Consider the following 22265-nt stretch of genomic DNA (forward strand, 5'->3'; position numbering starts at 1 on the left):
GTTACTCTTTTGAAGATAATTCGTGTTTTCTGAGGGTTTTAATTGCTTTATCAAGCACACCGTTTACAAACTTATGGCTTTCGTCCGCACCGAAAGATTTCGCCAATTCGATAGCTTCGTTTATCACTACCTTGTAAGGGACATCAATACGTGCGGTAAGTTCATAGGTTGCAATGCGCAGAATAGCTTTTTCCACCACATCAAGTTCTTCTGGTAAACGCCCAAGGTATGGTTTGATCGTTTTATCAAGGTTTTCACTATCTTTGACAACATTTCGCAACAATTCTTGGAAATATGCCATATCGACTTTTTCCATATTTGTGCTTGTGGCAATTCCCAGTTCGATTTGCTCCACTGGGTTTTTGCTCATTTGCCAAGAGTAAACGGCTTGTACCGCAAGCTCTCTTGCTTTTCTACGTGCAGATGGCTTCACGGATTATGCCTCTTCAATTTGCGCGATGACATTTACCATTTCCAGTGCACCCATGGCCGCATCAGCGCCCTTGTTACCTGCTTTGGTGCCTGAACGTTCGATTGCTTGTTCAATGCTGTCAGTAGTGATTACACCGAAAGAAACCGGTATGCCGTATTCCAATGAAACCTGTGCTAGACCTTTATTACATTCGCCAGCAACAAAATCAAAATGGGGGGTACCGCCACGGATAACAGCACCTAAGGCAATAATAGCATCGTATTTTTTTTGCTCAGCTAATTTTTTAGCTACGATGGGAAGCTCATAAGCACCGGGAACTCGAACCAAAGTAATGTCTTGATCACTCACTTCACCCACACGTTCTAGAGTGTCTAATGCTCCGTCAACTAAGCTCTCAACAACAAAACTGTTAAACCGAGATACAACCAGCGCAAACTTTTTGCCGGTTGCGCGAACATTACCTTCAATGATATTCATGTTTGTGAAGCCCTGTAAGAAAAACGGCGCGGATTATAGCACAACACCATGGAAACCCAAATGGATTAATATACGTAATCGACAACTTCTAGACCAAAACCCGATAAGGCGTGATATTTCTTAGGTTTGCTTAGCAAACGCATCTTACGCACCCCTAGGGTAGCGAGAATTTGACTTCCCACTCCAACGGTTCGTGAAGTGCCTTGATATTTAGCTGCAGCCGCACTTCTGCCTTGATCTTCGGCTTCAAATTGTTTTACCTGCGCAATCAGATCTTCTTGCTTACCCAATAGCACCAAAACGCCTCCTTCATCGGCGATTTTTTGCATCGCCTCGTGCAACCCCATGCTGCGCTGGGCAGAGCGTTCAGATGCAAATAAATCGTTAAACGTATTATGTAAGTGCACTCTAACCAAGGTAGGATTGTCACTGTCGATTTTGCCTTTACATAAAGCAAAATGCACTTGGTCATCAATGACATCTTTAAAGGTATGTAAATCAAACTCGCCGTAGCGAGTGGGCAATTTGCAACTAGCGACTTGTTCTATGGTCGTTTCATTGAGGTTTCTATATTCGATTAAATCGGCAATGGTACCCATTTTCAAATTATGCTTTTCAGCAAATAATTCTAGTTCAGGTCTTCGTGCCATAGTGCCATCTTCATTTAAGATTTCGACGATAACCGAAGCAGGTTCTGCACCAGCTAATCTTGCTAAGTCTACTCCTGCTTCAGTGTGGCCCGCTCTATTGAGTACACCACCCTCTTTGGCAATTAACGGAAAAATATGGCCAGGCTGAACAATATCTTCTGCTTTTGCATTTTTGTTGACGGCAGCCAAAATAGTTTGCGCTCGATCCGCCGCAGAAATCCCAGTAGTAACTCCCTTAGCGGCTTCAATTGAAACGGTGAAATTAGTTGAAAATTGGGCACTATTGTTATCGACCATTAATGGTAAATTCAAATGCTGACAGCGTTCTGCTGTCATTGGCAAACACACCAAGCCTCGAGCATGGGTGACCATAAAATTGATAGCCTCAGGAGTCGCATATTCTGCGGCCATAATCAGATCGCCTTCATTTTCACGATCTTCATCATCCATCAGGATCACCATTTTGCCCTGTTTGATGTCTTCGATTATTTCTTCGATGCTATGTAATGCCATTGTGTAGGGTACTCTGTATTTTGTGTATTTTAATAGATTAAATTTGGTTTACTTCAAATAGCCGTTTTCAGCCAAAAATTGCAGATCTATGCCTGATTTATTCTGACTGTGTGCGGCTTTATCACCTAATATCAAACGCTCCAGATAGCGAGCAATCAAGTCCACTTCTAGATTAACTAAACTTCCAACTTGGTAATTACCGATAATTGTTTCTTGTAAGGTATGTGGAATTAACGTGAGCATAAACTTAGCTCCATCCACATCATTGACAGTTAAGCTAACACCATCAATTGTAATGGAGCCTTTTTCAGATATGTATTTAGCTAATTCATCTGGTGCTTGAATCCAGATTTCTAACCAACGATCAATCGGATTAATGGCCACGATTTTTCCCACACCATCCACATGACCACTGACAATATGGCCGCCAAAGCGAGAGCTTGCCTGCATGGCTTTCTCAAGGTTTACTTTGTCGCCCACAGTGTAGTTAGCAAAACCAGAACGTTTGATGGTTTCAGGAGAGACATCAACGCTGTAATGTTTATCTGAAAAATCCACAACGGTTAAACACACACCATTGGTGGCGATACTGTCACCTAATGCCACGTCTGACATATCTAACTTATTCACTGCAACGGTAAGGCGAATATCATCACCCTTGGGTTGCAATTTTGCGATATGACCTACATCTTCTATTATTCCAGTAAACATTTTGTCATCCGATATTTGCAAAAGTTTCAATTGAGTCAGTTATTTAAAATGTGCGACCATTTTCAAATCATTACCGACCATACGAACAGTGGACCATCGTAACATTTTAGCTTGATTCATTTGTGTCAGTTCATCCATCACAAACAAATTTTGACCTTTATCCCCCAATAGTTTGGGCGCTTGATATAAAATCAACTCATCAACTAAGTCTCGTTGAACTAACGCCCCTGCAAGCCGGCCACCAGCCTCTACCCAAACTTCATTTAATTGTCTTTCAGACAAAATTTGTAACATGGCCTGTAAATCAAGTTTATTGCCTAGGCTATTTATTTGGACTTGTTCTACGCTGGCTCTTATTGAAGGGTTATGTTTGCGATTTATAATTAGATTTCGACCATCAAGATCAAACATTTTTAAATTATCAGTAAGTTGGTTTTTACCATCTAAAATAATTCGCAGGGGTTGCCGAAGTTCAGATTCAGTTATCCACGTTTTGGCATGACTTAATTCGTTATATCTTACATTTAGACTTGGATTATCGGCTAAAACCGTTCCGGAACCAGACAATATGGCGCAGCTCCTAGCTCGATGTTCTTGCACATCAGAGCGCGCCGCCGCCCCTGTAATCCATTGACTATGACCATTCGCTAATGCTGTTTTACCATCAAGGCTTGCGGCTAGTTTCACTGTGAGCCACGGACGATTATATTTCATCCGTTTTATAAAACCGCGATTTAATAGTTCAGCCTGCTCTGTCATTAGACCATGGGAGACATCGATACCTTGTTCAGATAAACGTTTTAATCCACTTCCCGCGACCTTCGGGTTGGGATCAACCATAGCAGCAACCACACGTTTCACACCGGCGTAAATTAACGCATCAGCGCAAGGAGGAGTTTTGCCAAAATGACTACAAGGCTCTAAAGTAACATAAGCGGTCGCGCCTAGTGCTTTGTCACCTGCTTGTTTAAGAGCATGTACTTCAGCATGAGGAGTGCCTGCTTTATGGTGCCATCCTTGACCTAGTACATCCCCATTTTGATTCGCAATAACACAGCCGACATTGGGATTTGGTGTCGTAGTAAATTGACCTTTGCTGGCCAACTTTAGAGCGGTGCTCATTAAATGATGGTCTAAATTTGAAAAATTATAGGCAGACATTTTGTACCAATTTCGCTAAGCGGATAAAAAAATTAAGGCTTTTCACCTAATTTGGCAATTTCTTCACCAAACTCACGAATATCTTCGAATGAACGGTAAACCGATGCAAAACGCACGTAGGCGACTTTATCTAGCTCTTTGAGCGCATCCATGATCAAGCTGCCCAAGAATTCGCTGCTAATTTCCCGCTCTCCTGTTGCGCGCAAAGATGACTTCAACTGACTAATACAATGTTCCACTTTTTCAGTGCTTACGGGGCGTTTCTCTAATGCTCGCAATAAACCGGCGCGCAATTTATCTTCATTAAACGGCTCTCTTGAACCGTCGCGCTTAACCACTCTAGGCATCACTAACTCTGCAATTTCAAAGGTAGTAAAGCGCTCATGACAAGCGGTGCACTCTCGTCTGCGGCGCACCTGATGACCTTCGGCAACCAATCGGGAATCGATAACTTTAGTTTCTTGTTCAGAGCAGAAAGGACAAAACATAGACTTATTTTCTTTTCACTATCTACAGATGCTCGCTAAACTAGCATAAAAAAGTCAAAAGGTGATATATGCAACGTCTAATTTATCTATTATCAATAGTGATAATTATATTTAATGCGCACGTAGAGGCTGCTGATTCGAAATGTGTTTCCCTAACCCAACTGCAATGGCTTGTGGGGAACTGGCAAACGACGCCTGATGGCAATACCCAAGAAAGTTGGTTGAAAATAAGCGACGACACCTTAACAGGAACAGGCAGCAGCCGAGATGCATCAGGAAAACTCCAGCAACAAGAAAGTATGCGTTTAGTACAAATGCAAACAGAGATATTTTATTTAGCAAAAGTTGGCCACAATAGTTTACCAGTGGCCTTTAGAGCGAAAAACTGCACAGCAAATACCGTTACCTTTGAAAATCCAAATCACGATTTTCCAAAGCAAATAGAATATTTACGTACGGAAAACACCCTGTTAGTAAATGTATCAGGTAACAATGGCAGAGGGTTTAAGGTGCACTACCAATTAAAACCAAGTGCCAATTAGTCTTTGGCCAGTGATTTACTCTTCAGTGACTAATTCAAATCCTTCGTCTAACCAACCTGTTACCCCACCAATGAGTTTTTTCACTGGTCGCCCCAATTCAGCTAATTTAAGAGCGGCCTTGTCAGCGCCATTGCAATGAGGGCCAGCACAATACACCACAAATAAGGTTTCATTAGGGTAAGTTTGGATTGTCTCAGAGTTGATGTTTTTGTGGGGTAAGTTTATCGCGTTGGGTAAATGGCCTTGTTTGAAAAGCACTAAACTTCGCACATCCAGCAACACAAAATCTTGACGGTTATTGCTGATGGCAAAATGTGTATCCCAACAATCCGTTTCTAAACTTAATAAGTGTGCAAAATGGGCCTTTGCGATGTCAGCTGACGCGGCAGGTATTCGTGATACTACTGATGACATATATTACTCCTCTAACAAAAGTGAGTTTTATTATCAGCAACTTAAGGGCAAAGGCAAAGTAGCTAGTAAGCCAATATTCGATGATTCTAAGACAAAAAAAAGCCGCTGATAAACAGCGGCTATATGTAGTAGAGTGTTAGAAATTAACCGTAAACGGGGAATTTCTCACATAATTCAATCACTTCTTTTTTAACTCTAGCAATAGTTTCCGCACTTTCAATATCATCAAGCACATCACTAATCCAATTTGCCACTTGTTTAGCTTCCTGTTCGCCAAACCCGCGACGGGTAATTGCTGGAGAGCCAATACGCAAGCCACTAGTTACAAAAGGAGAGCGAGGATCATTTGGTACCGAATTTTTGTTGACTGTGATATTGGCACTACCCAATGCAGCATCGGCATCTTTACCAGTAATATCTTTATCAATTAAATCCAGCAAAAACAGATGGTTATCTGTTCCATCCGAAACAATTTTATAGCCACGCTCTTGCATTACGCTAACCATAGCTTTGGCATTTACGACAACTTGCTTTTGATATTCTTTAAATTCTGGTTCTAGGGCTTCTTTAAAGGCAACTGCTTTTGCTGCAATCACGTGACACAAAGGACCACCTTGATTACCCGGAAATACAGAACTATTCAATTTTTTGTAAATAGTTTCGTCACCACAAGCAGATAGAATCAATCCACCACGAGGACCAGCTAACGTTTTATGGGTAGTAGTAGTTACGACATGTGCATGGGGTAATGGATTAGGATAAATCCCAGCAGCCACCAAACCAGCAACATGCGCCATATCAACCAACAAGAAAGCACCCACTTTATCGGCAATCTCACGGAACTTCTGCCAATCAACAATACCTGAATATGCAGAGAAGCCACCAATAATCATTTTCGGTTTATGCTCAAGTGCTAAATCTTCCACTTGCTGCATATCAATTTCGCCAGTCGCTTCATTTAGACCATACTGAACAGCATTATAGGTTTTGCCTGAAAAGCTAACATGTGCACCGTGAGTAAGGTGTCCACCATGAGCTAGACTCATTCCTAGAACGGTATCCCCAGCGTCAAGTAACGCCATAAAGACAGCAGAGTTTGCTTGCGATCCTGAATGCGGTTGTACATTGGCATACTCAGCACCAAATAGCTGTTTGGCTCGCTCAATCGCTAAATCTTCTGCGATATCAACATACTCACATCCACCGTAGTAACGCTTGTGAGGGTATCCTTCTGCGTATTTGTTGGTAAGTTGAGAACCTTGGGCTTCCAAAACTCGCGGACTACAATAATTTTCCGAGGCAATAAGCTCGATGTGATGCTCTTGGCGTTGAGTTTCTTTTACGATCGCATCGTATAACTCGGGGTCAAAGTCAGCAATATTCATGTTACGTTTCAGCATGGTGTCTCCTCAACAACTCGGCACAACGTTCAGGTGATAACGCATAATTTCACCTTCGCAGGGATAAAAAATGAGCGCTTATTCTAGTCATTTTGATCGTTTTGTACATACTTTTACTGAAAAATGATCCAAACCCTTAAGTATAATTTATACCTGTTAGAGAGGGCTATTGTGATTATTTACGAGAATCTAAACTGTTGCCCAAATACGGCTGAATATTTAATCAACAGACTCGATAAATTCTGGAAACCTTAGATTTATTTGTTGGCGAATCGCATCTAAGGTGAGCATCACACTGAGACTGTCTGCATGGTTCATTCTAGAATCGCAAGAACGCCCCAGTAATATTGACTCCATGGTTGATTCGATTTGATATTCAAAGCCATTAACTGGATGAGGGAAATCCAAGGTTTGTTGCAATTTTTCATTTTTGAATAATTGCGCTTGCCGTCCGTTCCAAAAATATGCCGGCAAAGAAATGTAACCATCTTTTCCATGAATGCTCATAACATTGGAGCATTGGGCAGCCATGGTACAGGTAAATTGACTAATGACGCCGGACGGATAAGTTAAATTCACCGCTGTATTGTGATCAATTCCATCTTTGTTTATTTTGGCTGTTGCCTGTATCTCAGATGGATTTTCGGCTAACAAATACTGACTCAAACTAACACTGTAAATTCCCAGGTCCAATAAGGCTCCGCCAGCCAACGCAGGATCGGATATACGGTGATTTTCTAGGTCTGAAAAAGCAAAACCAATTTGCGAAGTAATATATTCAACCTCACCAATTTGTTGTTGTTCTATCCACTCTTTAACCTGTTCAAAGCACGGCATGAAGCGGCTCCACATAGCCTCTTGAAATACACATTGATGTTGTTGAGAAAGACTTATCAATTGCTTAGTTTGCTGGGCATTTACCGTAAGCGGTTTCTCCATCAACACGTGTTTCCCAGCCATTAGGCACGCTTTGGCTAACGGAAAATGATGGGAATGTGGAGTGGCAATGTAGACCACATCAACGTTTGGATCGGCAATTAAAGCGTGATAATCTTCAAATGTCACAGGCGCGCGATATTGCTCTGCAAACGCTTTGGCACGCTCAATATTTCGACTTGCCACAGCATATAATATTCCTTGAACCGAACTTGCTAGTGCCGTAGCAAATTGATGGGCTATGACCCCTGGTCCAATAAGACCCCAATTCAACATAACTATTCCTAATTTCATTTCCGTTAAATTTATTCTGCAGAAGGTAAATAAAAATACAAGGGGCAAAGCGATAGTTTTAAACACGAAAACGATTCAACTAACTAGTACTTATCAGCAAATACCGTAATCTGTGGCAAAAAATATCACATCAGCATTGGACTGTGGCTCGGTCTGGATTACACTAATGTTTTACCCTTTATTAAATCGGTACTATGGCACAATACGTATATAGCATGCACAGAGTGGGCAAGATTGTCCCACCCAATAGACACATACTTAAAAACATTTCATTGAGTTTTTTCCCGGGCGCTAAAATTGGCGTTTTAGGTTTAAACGGCGCAGGTAAATCAACATTACTGCGCATTATGGCTGGAATTGACAAAGATATAGAAGGGGAAGCTAGGCCTTCTCCAGAGCTAAAAATTGGCTACCTCCCCCAAGAACCCCAATTAGATGAAAGTAAAGATGTGCGCGGTAATATTGAAGAAGCCGTTGCAGACGTTGCCCACGCTATTAAACGCTTAGATGAAGTCTACGCTGAATATGCAGAAGAAAACGCAGACTTCGATGCCTTGGCAAAAGAACAAGGCCAATTAGAAGCAATAATTCAAGCCAAAGACGGCCATAATCTGGAGAATTCTTTAGAACGAGCTGCAGATGCACTTCGTCTGCCACCTTGGGATGCAGATGTAAGTAAATTGTCTGGTGGTGAAAGACGACGAGTGGCTCTGTGTCGGTTGTTATTAGAAAAGCCTGACATGCTGCTTCTTGATGAGCCTACTAACCACTTGGATGCTGAATCAGTCGCTTGGCTTGAGCGTTTCCTACACGACTATGAAGGCACAGTAGTGGCGATTACCCATGACCGCTACTTCCTTGATAATGTCGCAGGTTGGATATTAGAACTTGACCGCGGCGAAGGTATTCCGTGGGAAGGTAATTACTCCTCTTGGCTTGAACAAAAAGACCAGCGTCTTGCCCAAGAAGAGCGCACAGAAAGCGCCCGTCAAAAATCCATTAAACAAGAATTAGAGTGGGTTCGTTCAAACCCCAAAGGCCGTCAAGCCAAAAGCAAAGCAAGAATGGCTAGGTTTGACGAATTGACCACTGGTGATTACCAGAAGCGTAATGAAACCAATGAGTTGTTTATTCCGCCCGGTGAGCGGCTAGGCGACAAAGTTATTGAAGTTACGGGGTTATCTAAGTCTTATGGAGATCGACTGTTAATCGATAATTTATCTTTTAGCATGCCAAAAGGCGCGATTGTCGGCATTATTGGCCCTAACGGTGCAGGTAAATCAACCCTGTTTCGTATGCTCACCGGACAAGAGCAACCGGATTCGGGAGAAATCGTTTTAGGCGATACAGTGCAACTGGCAAGTGTCGAACAGTTTCGCGATCATATGAACGAGAAAAACACCGTTTACAAAGAGATATCCGATGACTCGGATATTATCCGAATTGGTAATTTCGAACTAAACAGTCGAGCATATTGTAGTCGTTTTAACTTTAAAGGTACTGACCAACAGAAATTTATTAAAGATCTCTCTGGTGGTGAACGTAATCGAGTTCATTTAGCGAAATTGCTTAAAGCAGGTGGCAACGTACTTCTGTTAGATGAACCAACCAACGACCTAGATGTTGAAACCTTGAGAGCCTTGGAAAATGCAATTTTGGAATTCCCTGGTTGTGCTATGGTTATTTCCCATGACCGTTGGTTTCTAGACAGAGTGGCCACTCACATTATGGATTACCGTGATGAGGGAAAAATCAACTTCTATGAAGGTAATTACACCGATTACGAAGCTTGGTTAAAAGAAACCCTTGGAGAAGATGTGGTAGAACCCCACAGACTTAAATACAAAAAAATCAGTAAATAGCCAGTGAGACGCGCGAATATCAGTGTGTGAAAGATGTGTCCGGGTAAAATCTTGGGCGCATTCACACGCTTTTTATGCTTAACTATGGCCATTGATGGCAACTTTGGGACTTACTATGGAAAAACGTCAATTTAACCGCGTTGATTTTTCAGCGCCAGCCATTTTGTTCCAACAAAATCGTCATTGGCAAACTAGCATTATTGATATTTCTTTAAATGGCGCACTTATTGGATATCCCGATGAATTTGAGGCTGACCTAGAGCAAGAATTTGAACTCAATATAGAGATCGAAGGAACTAACCAAGTAATTAAAATGTTTGGTGAAATCGTGCATTGTGCAAATCATTGTTTAGGCTTTCATATTAAATGTATGGACATTGACAGCATTTCAGATTTACGCAGGTTAGTTGAACTAAATTTAGGTGATGCTTCACTGCTGCAAAGAGACATAACTTCTTTGGTTTCTTAATCCTAAGTATAATAAACATTAGTATAAATTTTATGTACACTCTTGTGTACTTAACATACCCAGCTCAAAAACGAACTTTATATAAGTGTTTTGTTGAAAAGCTTAAGACAGGAGTTTGAGTTATCTTCAAAGTAGTTGACAAATTATTTGAAAAAGACAAAGTTTTGATTCTGATAGTGGAAGATGAACCAATTAGTGCATTAATTGCAGCTAAAGCGCTTTCAGATAATTTTATAACCCATCATGCAGCCTCTGGGCAAGAAGCTTTAGACTTTTGCAGCCATAGACTACCTGACATCATATTGATGGATATCAACATGCCCGTTATGGACGGTTTGACTGCGTGTAGAAAGCTAAAAGAAAACGAAAGTACACAAGAGATTCCGATCATTTTTGTTAGCTCCCACAACTCGCCAGAAGCAGAAGATGAATGCTGGGAAGCGGGATGCACCGACTTTATAACCAAACCTTTTTCTGTGACCACACTGCGGCATAGAGTCAATTCACATTTAGCCGCTAAATTAATGGCGGATAAACTTACGCGATTGGCTACTGTCGATGGATTAACAGAGGTGCAAAATCGACATTATTTTGATGGCTTTTTGGGCAATCAGATGAAGTTGTGCACGCGAATGAAACATCATATTGGATTAATCCTAATCGATATCGATAATTTTAAGCTTTATAACGACACTTACGGTCATATCAAGGGAGATTATTGTTTACGGGCAGTAGCAGATGCATTGGGTAAAGTTTTAAAACGTCCCACAGACTGTCTAGCCAGATACGGAGGCGAGGAATTTGCGATAGTGCTGCCTCATACTGATTTGAGCGGCGTACAATATATTGCCGATAGCATGCTTAACGCTGTTCGAAACTTGAATTTACCACATAAGCTATCGAGTTTTAGTCGGATAACAATCAGTGCAGGCGGTATCTGTATTTCTCCTCAGGATCTAACCCCGAATGAACTTATCCAAAAAGCAGATCAAAAATTATATGCAGCGAAAGATGCAGGCCGTGATCAATTCATTATTGAGTAGACCTGCATAGACTCCACTATAACGCCTCTAATGCTTCAGATAATCGCGAAACCGCTACGACTTCAATGCCCGGAATCACCTGTTTAGGTTTGTTTCCTTTAGGTACGATTGCTCGCTTAAAGCCATGTTTGGCAGCCTCTTGAATACGTTCAGTTCCATTTGGTACCGGACGTATTTCGCCCGCTAACCCCACCTCACCAAACGCAATAAGCTCTCGCGATAGAGTATGATTCCTAAAACTGGATATCATTGCCAACAACAGGGCTAAATCGACACTGGTTTCGGCTATACGCACCCCTCCGACGACATTGACAAACACATCTTGATCATTCATTTGCACGTTGCCGTGTCGATGTAAAACCGCAAGTAACATAGCCAAACGATTAGCTTCAGTGCCCACCGCGATACGTTTAGGATTTGCCATTTGAGAATAATCGACCAACGCCTGAATCTCCACCAACAAAGGACGGGTTCCTTCCCAAACCACCATTACGATGCTGCCTGGTGATTGTTGCTCTTCGCGACTCAAGAAGATGGCGGATGGATTGCTTACTTCTTTCAATCCCTTATCGGTCATCGCGAACACACCCAACTCATTCACTGCGCCAAAACGATTTTTATTACCTCGTAATGTTCGGTATCGGCTATCACTTTCGCCTTCGAGCATCATTGAACAGTCAATACAGTGTTCCAATACCTTAGGGCCTGCCAAATTGCCTTCTTTGGTTACATGCCCCACTAAAAACATGGCAATGTGATGTTGTTTAGCAAAACGTGTGAGAAAAGCTGCACTTTCGCGCACCTGAGAAACACTGCCCGGTGCAGATTGAATATCACTCACATGCATAACCTGTATAGAGTCAATCACCATGATGTCTGGTTTATGTACTAATGCTAATTCACAAATCGTTTCGACATTGGTTTCGGCTAGCACTTTTAATTTCGCAGTAGGTAATCCTAAACGTTGAGCGCGCATCGCAACTTGTTGCAACGATTCTTCGCCGGTCACATAAAGCGTATTCCGTCCTTGAGCCAAGTGACACATTACTTGCAATAATAAGGTACTTTTACCCGCTCCAGGAGAACCACCAATAAGCATTGCTGCACCAGGCACAACACCGCCTCCGAGTACTCGGTCTAGCTCTTTAAAACCAGCACTAAAGCGCGGCAGCGCTTGTAAGTCTATTTTATCTAAGGTTTCGACCTTGGCATGAGTTTGCCCTGCATAACCTTTTAAATTTCGTTCTGGTGAATGTTTGTCAGAACTGAGAACCACTTCAGAAATAGTGTTCCATGCCTGACAATCGTTACATTGTCCTTGCCAGCGAGGGAACTCTGCTCCACAATCGGTACATACAAAAGCAATTTTACGTTTAGCCATAAGTTGTTGAACTACATTAAATTAGGGCTAGTTGAGTAAATCAACTAAACCGGTAAGTTGGGATCAAAGGTTATTTATTCGTTGCCGATAAAAGAATATCATAACGACGCCTTAACCATAGCGAACATTTGATTGGCATGAGTCAAGATTTAGAAAAGTACCACGACATTATAGAACAGTTAAAACCAATGATAAATGAACCTGAATTTAATCAGGTTCTATCGCAGGTGGCTTCAGGCATCCCCAAACAAAAACGTTTTTTAATTAAAATGGAATTAAAGCGCCTATCCCGCCCCTGCCTGCGGCTTATCGATCTCAGAGGACAAGTGGCCGGTGACTGTCGAGAATTTACCTATCAAGATAAAACCCACTTTCTAGATGATACTGCCATTGATGTGTTCGAAAAGCAGGTACGGCTTTTTGGTGAATATACCATGGGCGTTTATGAGGCGGTCAAAAATACCGAAAACAGTTATCGAGTTATTTATCAAAAGCAAAGAGAAGAAGCTGAGAAAGAAGGGGTCGTAGTAGAAGAACGAAAACCCCACCATGCTGAAGTTCTGCGCTTTGGTGAATATGCAAAACGCAGTGAAGAGCGGATGAATTTTGCGGTGAATATTGAGTTGTTTACCGAGCTGAATAAGAGCATCCAAGCGACTACCATTGACGTTTCAGTGAGTGGTTTAAAAGTGAAAGTAGCCAACGAACATCTGTTCAAAGTTGGCGAACGTATAACAGTCCAATTCAGAGGCTTGGAAGGCGAATACACTATTGATCGCAAGGTTGGGGTTGGTTACAACATAGTCGATGTAGAAAACAGTCAGCGCGAACAACGTATTTCATTACAGAAGAATGATGAGCATGCTCCCCATTCCTTTAAAGATTTTTTTGAAAAGTTTATCCATGGCAATAAACGTCGCTATAAAGTTAATATGGACAACACGCTCACGGCGATACATTTAAAAACCTACGAGCAGTATTTCATTCCCAATGTCACCTCTGTGCCGATTTATATCGAAAAAATAAACAATATCTATGTTCCCAAATACGCATTAATTAATGATAGTAATAAAGACCCATTATATTACTGGAGCGATGAGTTATTTGAGCTGCGTTTAGGTTACGTTTTAGGACATCAACGTATTGCACGGCTGTTAACCTTGCCTGAGCACTTTCAGGAAACCATTGTGTATTCTTTTAATCACGTTAAAGATGACAAAGTTTACTTTTATTCAGCCACCCAAGAAGAATTGTTTGAGCGTCCTGATTTAATGAAGGTTTTCCTTGGTTATGGCGGCAGAAAAGCCAGTTGGCGGGTTTTCAAATTACAAATTACAAACCTAGATTTAAATCAGGTACACATGCCACTGTCTTTGCCCGACACTGTCAGCAGTGCTGTGAAGCGTCAAAATCATCCACCGGCACCAAGATTAATGTCGCGCCTTAAAAATGTCAGACATATCGCCCTATTAACAGATATAACCGATGAAGTGGGCACCCAAAATTACGAAAAAATCCCCATTCGCCGTGGCGAAATATCACAGCTTAAAGTATTTGGGCATCCTCGAAACAAACTGCCACCAGCGGTGCAAATGTTTCGATTTAAATACCATAACCAACGCAAAGAAACTCGCTATCAACTGCGCACAAAAGTGCAATTAAATTTTGGTGACATGACCATCGAAGGAAGCAGTGAAGATGTGTCTACACGAGGAATGCGCGTTGAGTTGAATGACTTTTTCCATGGCGAAGAAAACGATCTCGTGAAACTCAGTTTCCCGCTACTACAAAATGTCACCAAAAAATTTAACCTTGCCAACTTACCTTACAAAGTGAAAGGCATTTCATACGATCGAAACGTACTGCATTTACAAGCTGTAGTAGATTCGGTTAACAAGACGGCACAACGCTTTTTTGACGAGCTGATACGCAATAACCGAGGCAAATTAAAGGCCCATAGTGAAGAAGAGGAAATTCCAGGGATGGGCTCAGCATTGCGCAATCTGTTTGCTAAGAATGTGCTCAATACCGCCTTTTTTATCCGTAAAGAAGGGATTGATTTTCTACCTGATGCGATAGTTACTAGCAATCCGAATAGTCGGTTAAATAATCTATTGGCTTTTGATGCTGAAAGCGGCCAATACAATATGCATTTTTTATATTCAACTTACGGCGTTGAACTCGACTTTATTCAGTACACCTTGAAAAAGATCAAAACAAATAACAAACCTGTAATGCGAGAAATATTTGTTGCCTTCGACCCAAGCCGTGAATTCATCAATGAGGCAATTAAGAGCCGTTTTTCAGATCAGTTTCATGGTGATAAAGAACGCAAAAACTTCATTAATCAAGCACGCGAATCGGGCCAATTTATAGCGGTTAAAGTATTTTTAGCCAGAGCAGGACGGCCTGATATTGAACGATTGCAAGCAGAAATTAGTTACGTAGGTATTTACGCAATACATCGTGCCAAAATACTCGAAGAACAACTTTGGAATATTATTGGCGTAGGTGATTTGATCGATGTCACCGACGAAGTGATGATTCGACATAACTTTAGCCAGCAACAGATTTTTGATAACCAACAGATGCCGGCTTATCACAAGGTAAATTCCGACAAAATCGAAGATTTGTTAAAGGCCTAGCCGACACTAATACTAGAATTTGATTGCATCTGCAGGTAAAACTGGTAGACTGCGCGGCGAAATTTTGTGCGGTTTTGAAAGCGATAATTGTTCAAGACTGCTCGTCCGTTCTTTTAAAAATTGGTGGTAACTTATGCATCCTATGCTGAATATTGCGGTGCGCGCTGCTCGCGCTGCTGGAAATGTGATAACTCGTGGTTTTGAAAATCGTAATGATTTGTTGTTAGAAAAAAAAGGTGAGAACGACTTTGTCACCAAAATCGACAAAGAAGCCGAAAAAGTCATTATTGAAAAAATTCAGCAATCTTTCCCAGATCACTCATTTCTAGGTGAAGAAGGCGGCATAGTTGAAGGCAGTGACGAATTTAAATGGATCATTGACCCACTCGACGGTACCACTAATTTTATCAAAGGCATTCCTCACTTTGCCGTTTCAATAGCACTCATGCACAAAGGCCGAATCGATCAGGCAGTGGTATTTGATCCAATTCGCGGTGAACTTTTTACTGCAAGTAAAGGGGCCGGAGCACAATTAAATGGTTTCAGAATTCGTACCGGAAAAGCAAAAGACTTAAACAATACTGTACTAGCGACGGCTTTCCCTTTTAAAGCGAAAGAAACTTCAGACGATGCCATTCAGCGTTTTTCAAATATTTTTAAACAGTGTGGTGATGTGCGCCGTTGTGGTTCTGCCGCATTGGATTTAGCGTATGTTGCTGCCGGCCGTTACGATGGTTACTGGGAGCGTGGTATCAAACCTTGGGATGTTGCCGCGGGTGAACTCTTAGTGCGTGAATCTGGTGGATTAGTTACCGATTATAAAGGCGGAAACGATCCCCTTGATAAAGGCGAAATAGTCGCGGGTAACCCTCGTGTTGTTCAGTCATTGGTAAGACATTTGAAATAGTTGCCGCTGTATTGACTAAAAGATTGTTATAGTTTGGTCTTTTATCTATGTGAAAAGGAAGCGCTTAGCTTCCTTTTTTAATGCCTTGAGTTTATTAAACCTCACATACCCCCAGCCGCGTTCAGCCATGTAACTGAGTAGATGTTCCCCCTTCATCTATCGTTTAAAGACTGAATACCTTACCTTTACATGTATGGAAATAATCGCGACGCTGGCAGCTAAATTTGAGGCATAAAAAAGCCGGGATAAACCCGGCTTTCGAAACAGTAAAAGACTAAGGAAGAGGGTCTAGATCCGCACCTTCTTTTTCTACTACTGTAGGCATTAAATCTTCGCGACTTATTCCCAGCATTAATGCCACCAGACTTGCCACATAAATTGAAGAATAAGTACCGATTATCACACCAAACAATAACGCCGTTGCAAAACCATGTATCAATGCCCCACCTTTATAAAATAACGCCATTAATACTAAAATAGTGGTTAATGAAGTAATAATTGTGCGGTTAAGGGTCTGCGTCAAAGATGTATTAATGATATCGATCGGCTCCCCTTTACGAATTTTACGGAAGTTTTCACGGATACGATCCGAAACAACAATAGTATCGTTCAATGAATAACCGATAACCGCCAATACCGCAGCCATAACCGTTAGGTCAAATTCAAGCTGCAATACCGAGAATAAACCCAAGGTTAAAATGACATCGTGGGCCAAAGCGATAACTGAACCCAATGCAAATCGCCACTCAAATCGCATAGCCACGTAAATCAGAATACAGATCAACGCGACTAACATTGCAAGACCGCCCTGCTCTGTCAGTTCTTCACCCACATTTGGCCCAACAAACTCAATCCGGCGCATGTCAACGTTATCACCGCCTGCACGTAAAGTGCTAAGAACCTGATCGCCCACTTCTTCAGCTTTTACACCTTCACGAGGAGCTAGACGGATTAACACATCTTCACTACTACCAAAGTTTTGCACAATGGCGTCACCAAAATCTGCAGCTTCGAGTTGCTGTCGAATTTGGTTTAATTCTGCAGGTTTATCGTAGCCTACTTCAATCAATGTACCGCCGGTGAAATCTAATCCCCAATTAAGCTGATTAACCCCTAAAGATACTAATGAACCAATAATGAGTATTCCCGATATAATCATGGCGGGAATGCGCATTGACATAAAATCAATACTTTCTTTTAATTTAAAAAATCGCATGTCCCGCTCCTAAATCGACAATTTCTGAAGACGTCTACCACCCCAAACACCGTTCACTATCACACGGGTTAGAATAATGGCTGTAAACATCGAAGTAGCTATACCTATCATTAACGTGATAGAGAAGCCTTTAATTGGACCAGTACCTACTGCGAATAAGATGATAGCAGCAATGAAGGTGGTTATATTCGCATCCAAGATAGTTGAAAATGCGCTGTCATAACCATGATGAATGGCTTGTTGAGGACTTCTGCCCTCGCGCATTTCTTCCCGTATCCTTTCAAAGATCAAGACATTAGCATCTACAGCCATACCAACTGTTAATACAATTCCAGCCATTCCTGGTAGAGTCAAAGTTGCCCCAGGTATCATTGACATCACACCAACAATCATCACTAAGTTCGCTGCTAGTGCAACATTTGCAACCAAACCAAACGCGCGGTAGTAAAACAGCATGAATGACAGTACTAAACTAAAGCCCCAAAGGATGGCTTGCATGCCTAGATTGATATTTTCTTGTCCTAAACTTGGACCTACTGTGCGTTCTTCGACGATGGAGATAGGTGCTATCAAAGCCCCCGCCCGTAAAAGCAATGACAAGTCACGAGCTTCTTTGGGTGAGTCTAGGCCGGTAATTTCAAAGCGACTGCCTAATTGAGCGCGAATAGTAGCAACACTGACGACTTCTCTCTCAGGAACAAATATTAGTTTGCCTTTCTCATTTTTCTCGCCAGTTGCTTGATATTCAATAAATACGGTTGCCATTGGCTTACCAATATTACCTTTAGTCGCCAAAGACATTTTACTGCCACCAGCAGAATCTAAAGAAATAGATACTTTTGGCATACCGTATTCATCGACACCAGCATTCGCATCAATGATATGGCTACCTTCTAACATCACTTTTTTAAGTAGTAATTGTGGAACACCTTGTTGGTCTTCTACAATTTCAGAACCTGGAGGAATACGACCATTTAAAGCATCACGAATGTCATGTTCTTGATCTAGCATTTTAAATTCTAGGGTAGCTGTGGCATTTAATATTTCTTTTGCCCGAGCCGTATCTTGAATACCGGGTAATTGAACAACAATGCGATCTGCACCTTGGCGCTGAATAACCGGTTCAGCAACACCAAGTTGGTTTACCCTGTTGCGCATTATGGTGATATTTTGTTTTACTGCATAATCCCGAATCTCAGACAGTTTCTGCTCTGACATTTTGGCCACTAAAATCAAATCACCTTGATCAACAACAGTAATATCACGATTGCGATTTCTGAGGAAAAATTCGGCTTTTTCTAATGTTTCTTGATCACGAAAACGCACATGAACAGATTCATCGACAATACTCACTCGTGAATAACGAATCTTCTCTTCACGTAAAGAGGTTTTAAAATCCCCTTCCATGTCTGTCAATGACTTGGTGATTACAGAGTTCATATCCACTTCCATCAAAAAGTGAACACCACCACGTAAATCCAGACCTAATTTCATTGGTGTACCGCCTAAGCTGTCCAACCAATCAGGAGTATCAGGGGCTAAATTCATCGCTACTGTGTAGTCTTTGCCTAGTGATTCGGCGAGGGTTTCATTAGCTAATCTTTGTGCACTGTCATCGTAAAGACGAACCAATATTTGCTCATTTTCAAGTACAATCGACTTTTTTTCGATACCGGCATCGGCCAAGTCTTGATTGACTTTATCTACCAAAGACAAATCTAGAACTGCATCACGACCAGCAGATATCTGCACTGCATAATCTTCACCATAAAGATTAGGGGAAGCGTATAACGCGCAAACGGCAACGACCATCAACACTAAAATGTACTTCCACAGGGGAGTTTTATTTAACACTTGCTATTCCTTTCCTACTTAAACGAAAAAGGCAAACTACCGTTTGCCGTTTTCAATTTAGTTAGATTGATTTCATTGTACCTTTAGGTAGCACAGCTGTAACTGCGCCTTTTTGAATCACGATATTTGTACTGTCATTTAACGAAATCTCAATAAAGTCCTTTTCTTCAGAAACTTTTGAAACTTTGCCAACCATACCGCCTTGAGTAAGGACTTCGTCACCTTTACCAATAGAGGCAACTAGGTTTTTATGTTCTTTAACCCGTTTCGCCTGTGGACGATACAGCATGAAATAGAAGATTAATCCGAAAACACCCAATAAAATAAGCATTTCAAAGCCACCGCCTTGTGCGCCAGCGTCTTGTGCATAAGCATTAGAAATAAAAAAACTCATAAATTCCTCATATATTTTTAGTTATAAAGCCGGTACCGGCATGTCTTTTTGTGCATAAAATTGTTCAACAAACTGATCAAGTTTTTGTTCAGCAATGGCATCACGTAAACCTTGCATAACTCTTTGATAGTAACGCAAGTTATGAATGGTGTTTAATCTTGCACCGAGTATCTCATTACATTTGTCCAAGTGATGTAAATATGACCGTGAATAATTTTTACAAGTATAACAGTCACATTTCTCATCTAAAGGCCCTGTATCTGTTTTATGTTTCGCGTTACGTATCTTAATGACACCATCGGTAACAAATAAATGACCATTGCGCGCGTTACGTGTAGGCATAACACAATCGAACATGTCAATTCCACGTCGTACGGCTTCAACAATGTCTTCTGGTCGCCCTACACCCATTAAATAACGTGGCTTTTCAGCAGGTATTTTATCTGCGGTATGATCCAAAACACGAATCATATCCTCTTTCGGCTCGCCAACAGATAATCCGCCGATGGCATAACCATCGAAACCGATATCTTCAAGACCTTTCAAAGATTGATCCCGCAGACCTTCGTACATACCGCCTTGAATAATACCGAATAATGCCGACGGGTTACCTTCATGGGCCTGTTTGCTGCGTTTAGCCCAGCGTAAGGACAATTCCATTGAACGTCGAGCTTCAGGCTCAGTGGCTGGATAAGGGGTACATTCGTCAAAAATCATAACGATATCGGAACCCAAATCCCGCTGTACTTCCATGGATTTTTCAGGAGTCAGGAGAATTTTCTCGCCATTAATTGGTGATCTAAAAGTCACACCTTCTTCAGTGATTTTACGTAAATCTCCCAAACTAAATACTTGAAAGCCGCCACTGTCAGTCAGAATCGGCTTATCCCAATGCATAAAGTCATGCAAATCACCATGTTGCTTCATGATTTCAGTACCAGGACGTAACATCAAATGAAAGGTATTACCTAGACAAATATGTGCACCGGTTTCTTCTAGCTCTTCCGGTGTCATGCCTTTAACCGTGCCATAGGTGCCCACGGGCATAAATGCAGGCGTTTCAACAATGCCTCGGTCAAACACTAATCTACCGCGGCGAGCTTTACCATCGGTTGTATCTAATTCAAATTTCATTTTTAACCTTTTAAAATTTCTGCATACCGGAAAACAGTCCAGTGCTGAAAAACAGCGGGGATTATAAAGGAATAATGAGCAAGCTGAAATCATCTAAGGGAGATTTCAGCTTGAAAGTTACATTAATAAGCGAAAAGGAAGGATTTATATCTCACATTTCAACAGTAACAGCTAAGATTTTTCGATAAACATAGCATCACCGTAACTAAAAAACCGATATTCGTTAGTAATTGCTTGCTGATAAGCATTCATCACGTTTTCTCTACCAGCAAAAGCACTAATCAACATAATTAAGGTTGACTCTGGTAAATGGAAGTTGGTCAACATGGCATCCACTATTTCGAATTGATAACCGGGATAAATAAAGATATCGGTATCTTCAAAAAAGGCTGTTAATGGTTTACCTTTTTTAATGGTTGCAGCAGCGGCAGACTCCAATGAACGAACAGATGTAGTTCCCACGGCAATAACACGTTTGCCTTTTGATTTAGTTTCGTTAATTGCATCGACAACATCTTGAGCGACTTCTGCATATTCAGAATGCATATGATGATCTTGAATATTATCGACGCGCACTGGTTGAAAGGTACCCGCCCCTACGTGCAGCGTAACAAAAGCAGTATTTACACCTTTTTGTTTTAGCGCCTCGATAGTTGCTTCATCAAAGTGCAGGCCTGCCGTAGGCGCAGCAACGGCACCAGGTTTTTCAGAGTAAACGGTCTGATAACGTTCTTTATCTGAATCTTCATCGGGTCGATCGATATAAGGTGGAAGCGGCATATGCCCAAACTTTTCCAGTAAACTGAGCACAGGTTCATCATTTACAACGTTTAATTCGAATAATTGATCATGACGAGTCACCATTTCCATTTGAATATGTTCTTCTAATATTAGAAGCGCTCCCGGTTTTGGTGACTTACTAGATTTAACATGGGCTAAAACCGTATTTTCATCGATAATTCGCTCAACCAACACTTCTACTTTTCCGCCGGTTGACTTTTTCCCTAACAAACGCGCGGGGATCACTCGGGTATTATTAAAAATAAGTAAATCACCTTCATCTATAAAATCGATGAAAGTAGAAAAATGAGTATGTTTTAAACCTCCATTCTTACCATCTAAACACAGTAATTTACTGGCGGTTCTTTGTTCTGTAGGGTATCGAGCGATTAGCCGCTCAGGTAAATCAAAATGGAAATCAGAGAGTTTCATGAAGTTTGGTTAGCCCAACTGTAAGTTAATATTAATTATTTTACGTATTAAAAAATATACCTGCAACGCTTTCTCTATACCCTGCTTCCCTTGAGTTATAGCCGTCATAGTATAAATTATAATCACCTT

Annotated in this window: 21 protein-coding genes; 6 read left to right on the forward strand and 15 right to left on the reverse strand. The window is 41.4% G+C overall.

Annotated elements, in window-relative coordinates; translation table 11 throughout:
- Position 1 precedes the first annotated feature (1 nt).
- From nusB to nrdR, 6 genes are all read right to left on the reverse strand, one after another.
- The gene (gene nusB, locus Q4567_RS04345; protein WP_216050041.1) at positions 2 to 433 is read right to left on the reverse strand and encodes a transcription antitermination factor NusB; all 432 of its coding nucleotides are present in this window, start codon (positions 431 to 433) and stop codon (positions 2 to 4) included.
- Positions 434 to 436: 3 nt separating this feature from the next.
- Positions 437 to 910, reverse strand: coding sequence for a 6,7-dimethyl-8-ribityllumazine synthase (gene ribE / locus Q4567_RS04350; protein WP_008845708.1), 474 nt, complete (start codon positions 908 to 910; stop codon positions 437 to 439).
- Positions 911 to 975: 65 nt separating this feature from the next.
- Entirely contained in the window at positions 976 to 2073 is a 1098-nt protein-coding gene (ribBA, locus tag Q4567_RS04355) for a bifunctional 3,4-dihydroxy-2-butanone-4-phosphate synthase/GTP cyclohydrolase II (protein WP_303499510.1), read from the reverse strand.
- Positions 2074 to 2121: 48 nt separating this feature from the next.
- Entirely contained in the window at positions 2122 to 2784 is a 663-nt protein-coding gene (locus Q4567_RS04360) for a riboflavin synthase (RefSeq protein WP_216050039.1), read from the reverse strand.
- A gap of 39 nt (positions 2785 to 2823) precedes the next feature.
- Complete coding sequence (gene ribD, locus Q4567_RS04365; RefSeq protein WP_303499511.1) at positions 2824 to 3945, reverse strand: bifunctional diaminohydroxyphosphoribosylaminopyrimidine deaminase/5-amino-6-(5-phosphoribosylamino)uracil reductase RibD; 1122 nt, start codon at positions 3943 to 3945, stop codon at positions 2824 to 2826.
- A gap of 32 nt (positions 3946 to 3977) precedes the next feature.
- Complete coding sequence (nrdR, locus tag Q4567_RS04370; RefSeq protein ID WP_216050037.1) at positions 3978 to 4433, reverse strand: transcriptional regulator NrdR; 456 nt, start codon at positions 4431 to 4433, stop codon at positions 3978 to 3980.
- Between the two features lie 68 nt (positions 4434 to 4501).
- On the opposite strand from nrdR, the gene Q4567_RS04375 reads away from it, so the two are divergent.
- Positions 4502 to 4975, forward strand: a complete 474-nt coding sequence (locus Q4567_RS04375) for a DUF6265 family protein (protein ID WP_303499512.1) — start codon at positions 4502 to 4504, stop codon at positions 4973 to 4975.
- 15 nt (positions 4976 to 4990) lie between these two features.
- On the opposite strand, the gene Q4567_RS04380 is transcribed toward Q4567_RS04375, so the two are convergent.
- From Q4567_RS04380 to Q4567_RS04390, 3 genes are all read right to left on the reverse strand, one after another.
- Positions 4991 to 5389, reverse strand: a complete 399-nt coding sequence (locus Q4567_RS04380) for a rhodanese-like domain-containing protein (protein WP_303499513.1) — start codon at positions 5387 to 5389, stop codon at positions 4991 to 4993.
- 143 nt (positions 5390 to 5532) lie between these two features.
- On the reverse strand, positions 5533 to 6789 hold the full coding sequence (glyA, locus tag Q4567_RS04385; RefSeq protein WP_216050034.1) for a serine hydroxymethyltransferase: 1257 nt from the start codon (positions 6787 to 6789) through the stop codon (positions 5533 to 5535).
- Positions 6790 to 7008: 219 nt separating this feature from the next.
- Complete coding sequence (locus Q4567_RS04390; RefSeq protein ID WP_216050033.1) at positions 7009 to 8001, reverse strand: Gfo/Idh/MocA family protein; 993 nt, start codon at positions 7999 to 8001, stop codon at positions 7009 to 7011.
- Between the two features lie 212 nt (positions 8002 to 8213).
- Between Q4567_RS04390 and ettA the strand changes: the two genes are divergently transcribed.
- From ettA to Q4567_RS04405, 3 genes are all read left to right on the forward strand, one after another.
- Positions 8214 to 9881 (forward strand): energy-dependent translational throttle protein EttA, encoded by a 1668-nt coding sequence (gene ettA / locus Q4567_RS04395; RefSeq protein WP_216050032.1) that lies wholly within the window; start codon positions 8214 to 8216, stop codon positions 9879 to 9881.
- A gap of 115 nt (positions 9882 to 9996) precedes the next feature.
- Positions 9997 to 10350, forward strand: coding sequence for a PilZ domain-containing protein (locus Q4567_RS04400; RefSeq protein ID WP_216050031.1), 354 nt, complete (start codon positions 9997 to 9999; stop codon positions 10348 to 10350).
- Positions 10351 to 10514: 164 nt separating this feature from the next.
- Positions 10515 to 11393, forward strand: coding sequence for a diguanylate cyclase (locus tag Q4567_RS04405; RefSeq protein WP_216050030.1), 879 nt, complete (start codon positions 10515 to 10517; stop codon positions 11391 to 11393).
- Between the two features lie 16 nt (positions 11394 to 11409).
- On the opposite strand, the gene radA is transcribed toward Q4567_RS04405, so the two are convergent.
- Positions 11410 to 12774 (reverse strand): DNA repair protein RadA, encoded by a 1365-nt coding sequence (gene radA, locus Q4567_RS04410; protein WP_216050029.1) that lies wholly within the window; start codon positions 12772 to 12774, stop codon positions 11410 to 11412.
- A 137-nt stretch (positions 12775 to 12911) separates the two neighbouring features.
- On the opposite strand from radA, the gene Q4567_RS04415 reads away from it, so the two are divergent.
- Entirely contained in the window at positions 12912 to 15419 is a 2508-nt protein-coding gene (locus Q4567_RS04415; protein WP_303499516.1) for a PilZ domain-containing protein, read from the forward strand.
- Between the two features lie 133 nt (positions 15420 to 15552).
- Entirely contained in the window at positions 15553 to 16326 is a 774-nt protein-coding gene (suhB, locus tag Q4567_RS04420; RefSeq protein WP_216050027.1) for an inositol-1-monophosphatase, read from the forward strand.
- A gap of 274 nt (positions 16327 to 16600) precedes the next feature.
- Here the strand turns inward: suhB and secF are convergent, their stop codons facing one another.
- The 5 genes from secF to queA form a co-directional block, all read right to left on the reverse strand.
- On the reverse strand, positions 16601 to 17542 hold the full coding sequence (gene secF, locus Q4567_RS04425; RefSeq protein WP_216050026.1) for a protein translocase subunit SecF: 942 nt from the start codon (positions 17540 to 17542) through the stop codon (positions 16601 to 16603).
- A 9-nt stretch (positions 17543 to 17551) separates the two neighbouring features.
- The gene (gene secD, locus Q4567_RS04430; protein WP_216050025.1) at positions 17552 to 19396 is read right to left on the reverse strand and encodes a protein translocase subunit SecD; all 1845 of its coding nucleotides are present in this window, start codon (positions 19394 to 19396) and stop codon (positions 17552 to 17554) included.
- 61 nt (positions 19397 to 19457) lie between these two features.
- Entirely contained in the window at positions 19458 to 19790 is a 333-nt protein-coding gene (gene yajC, locus Q4567_RS04435; RefSeq protein WP_216050024.1) for a preprotein translocase subunit YajC, read from the reverse strand.
- A 21-nt stretch (positions 19791 to 19811) separates the two neighbouring features.
- Positions 19812 to 20924, reverse strand: a complete 1113-nt coding sequence (gene tgt, locus Q4567_RS04440) for a tRNA guanosine(34) transglycosylase Tgt (protein ID WP_216050023.1) — start codon at positions 20922 to 20924, stop codon at positions 19812 to 19814.
- 171 nt (positions 20925 to 21095) lie between these two features.
- Complete coding sequence (gene queA, locus Q4567_RS04445) at positions 21096 to 22136, reverse strand: tRNA preQ1(34) S-adenosylmethionine ribosyltransferase-isomerase QueA (RefSeq protein ID WP_216050022.1); 1041 nt, start codon at positions 22134 to 22136, stop codon at positions 21096 to 21098.
- Positions 22137 to 22265: the final 129 nt, after the last annotated feature.

The sequence above is a fragment of the Aliiglaciecola sp. 2_MG-2023 genome (assembly GCF_030548145.1).
Lineage (GTDB): Bacteria > Pseudomonadota > Gammaproteobacteria > Enterobacterales > Alteromonadaceae > Aliiglaciecola > Aliiglaciecola lipolytica_A.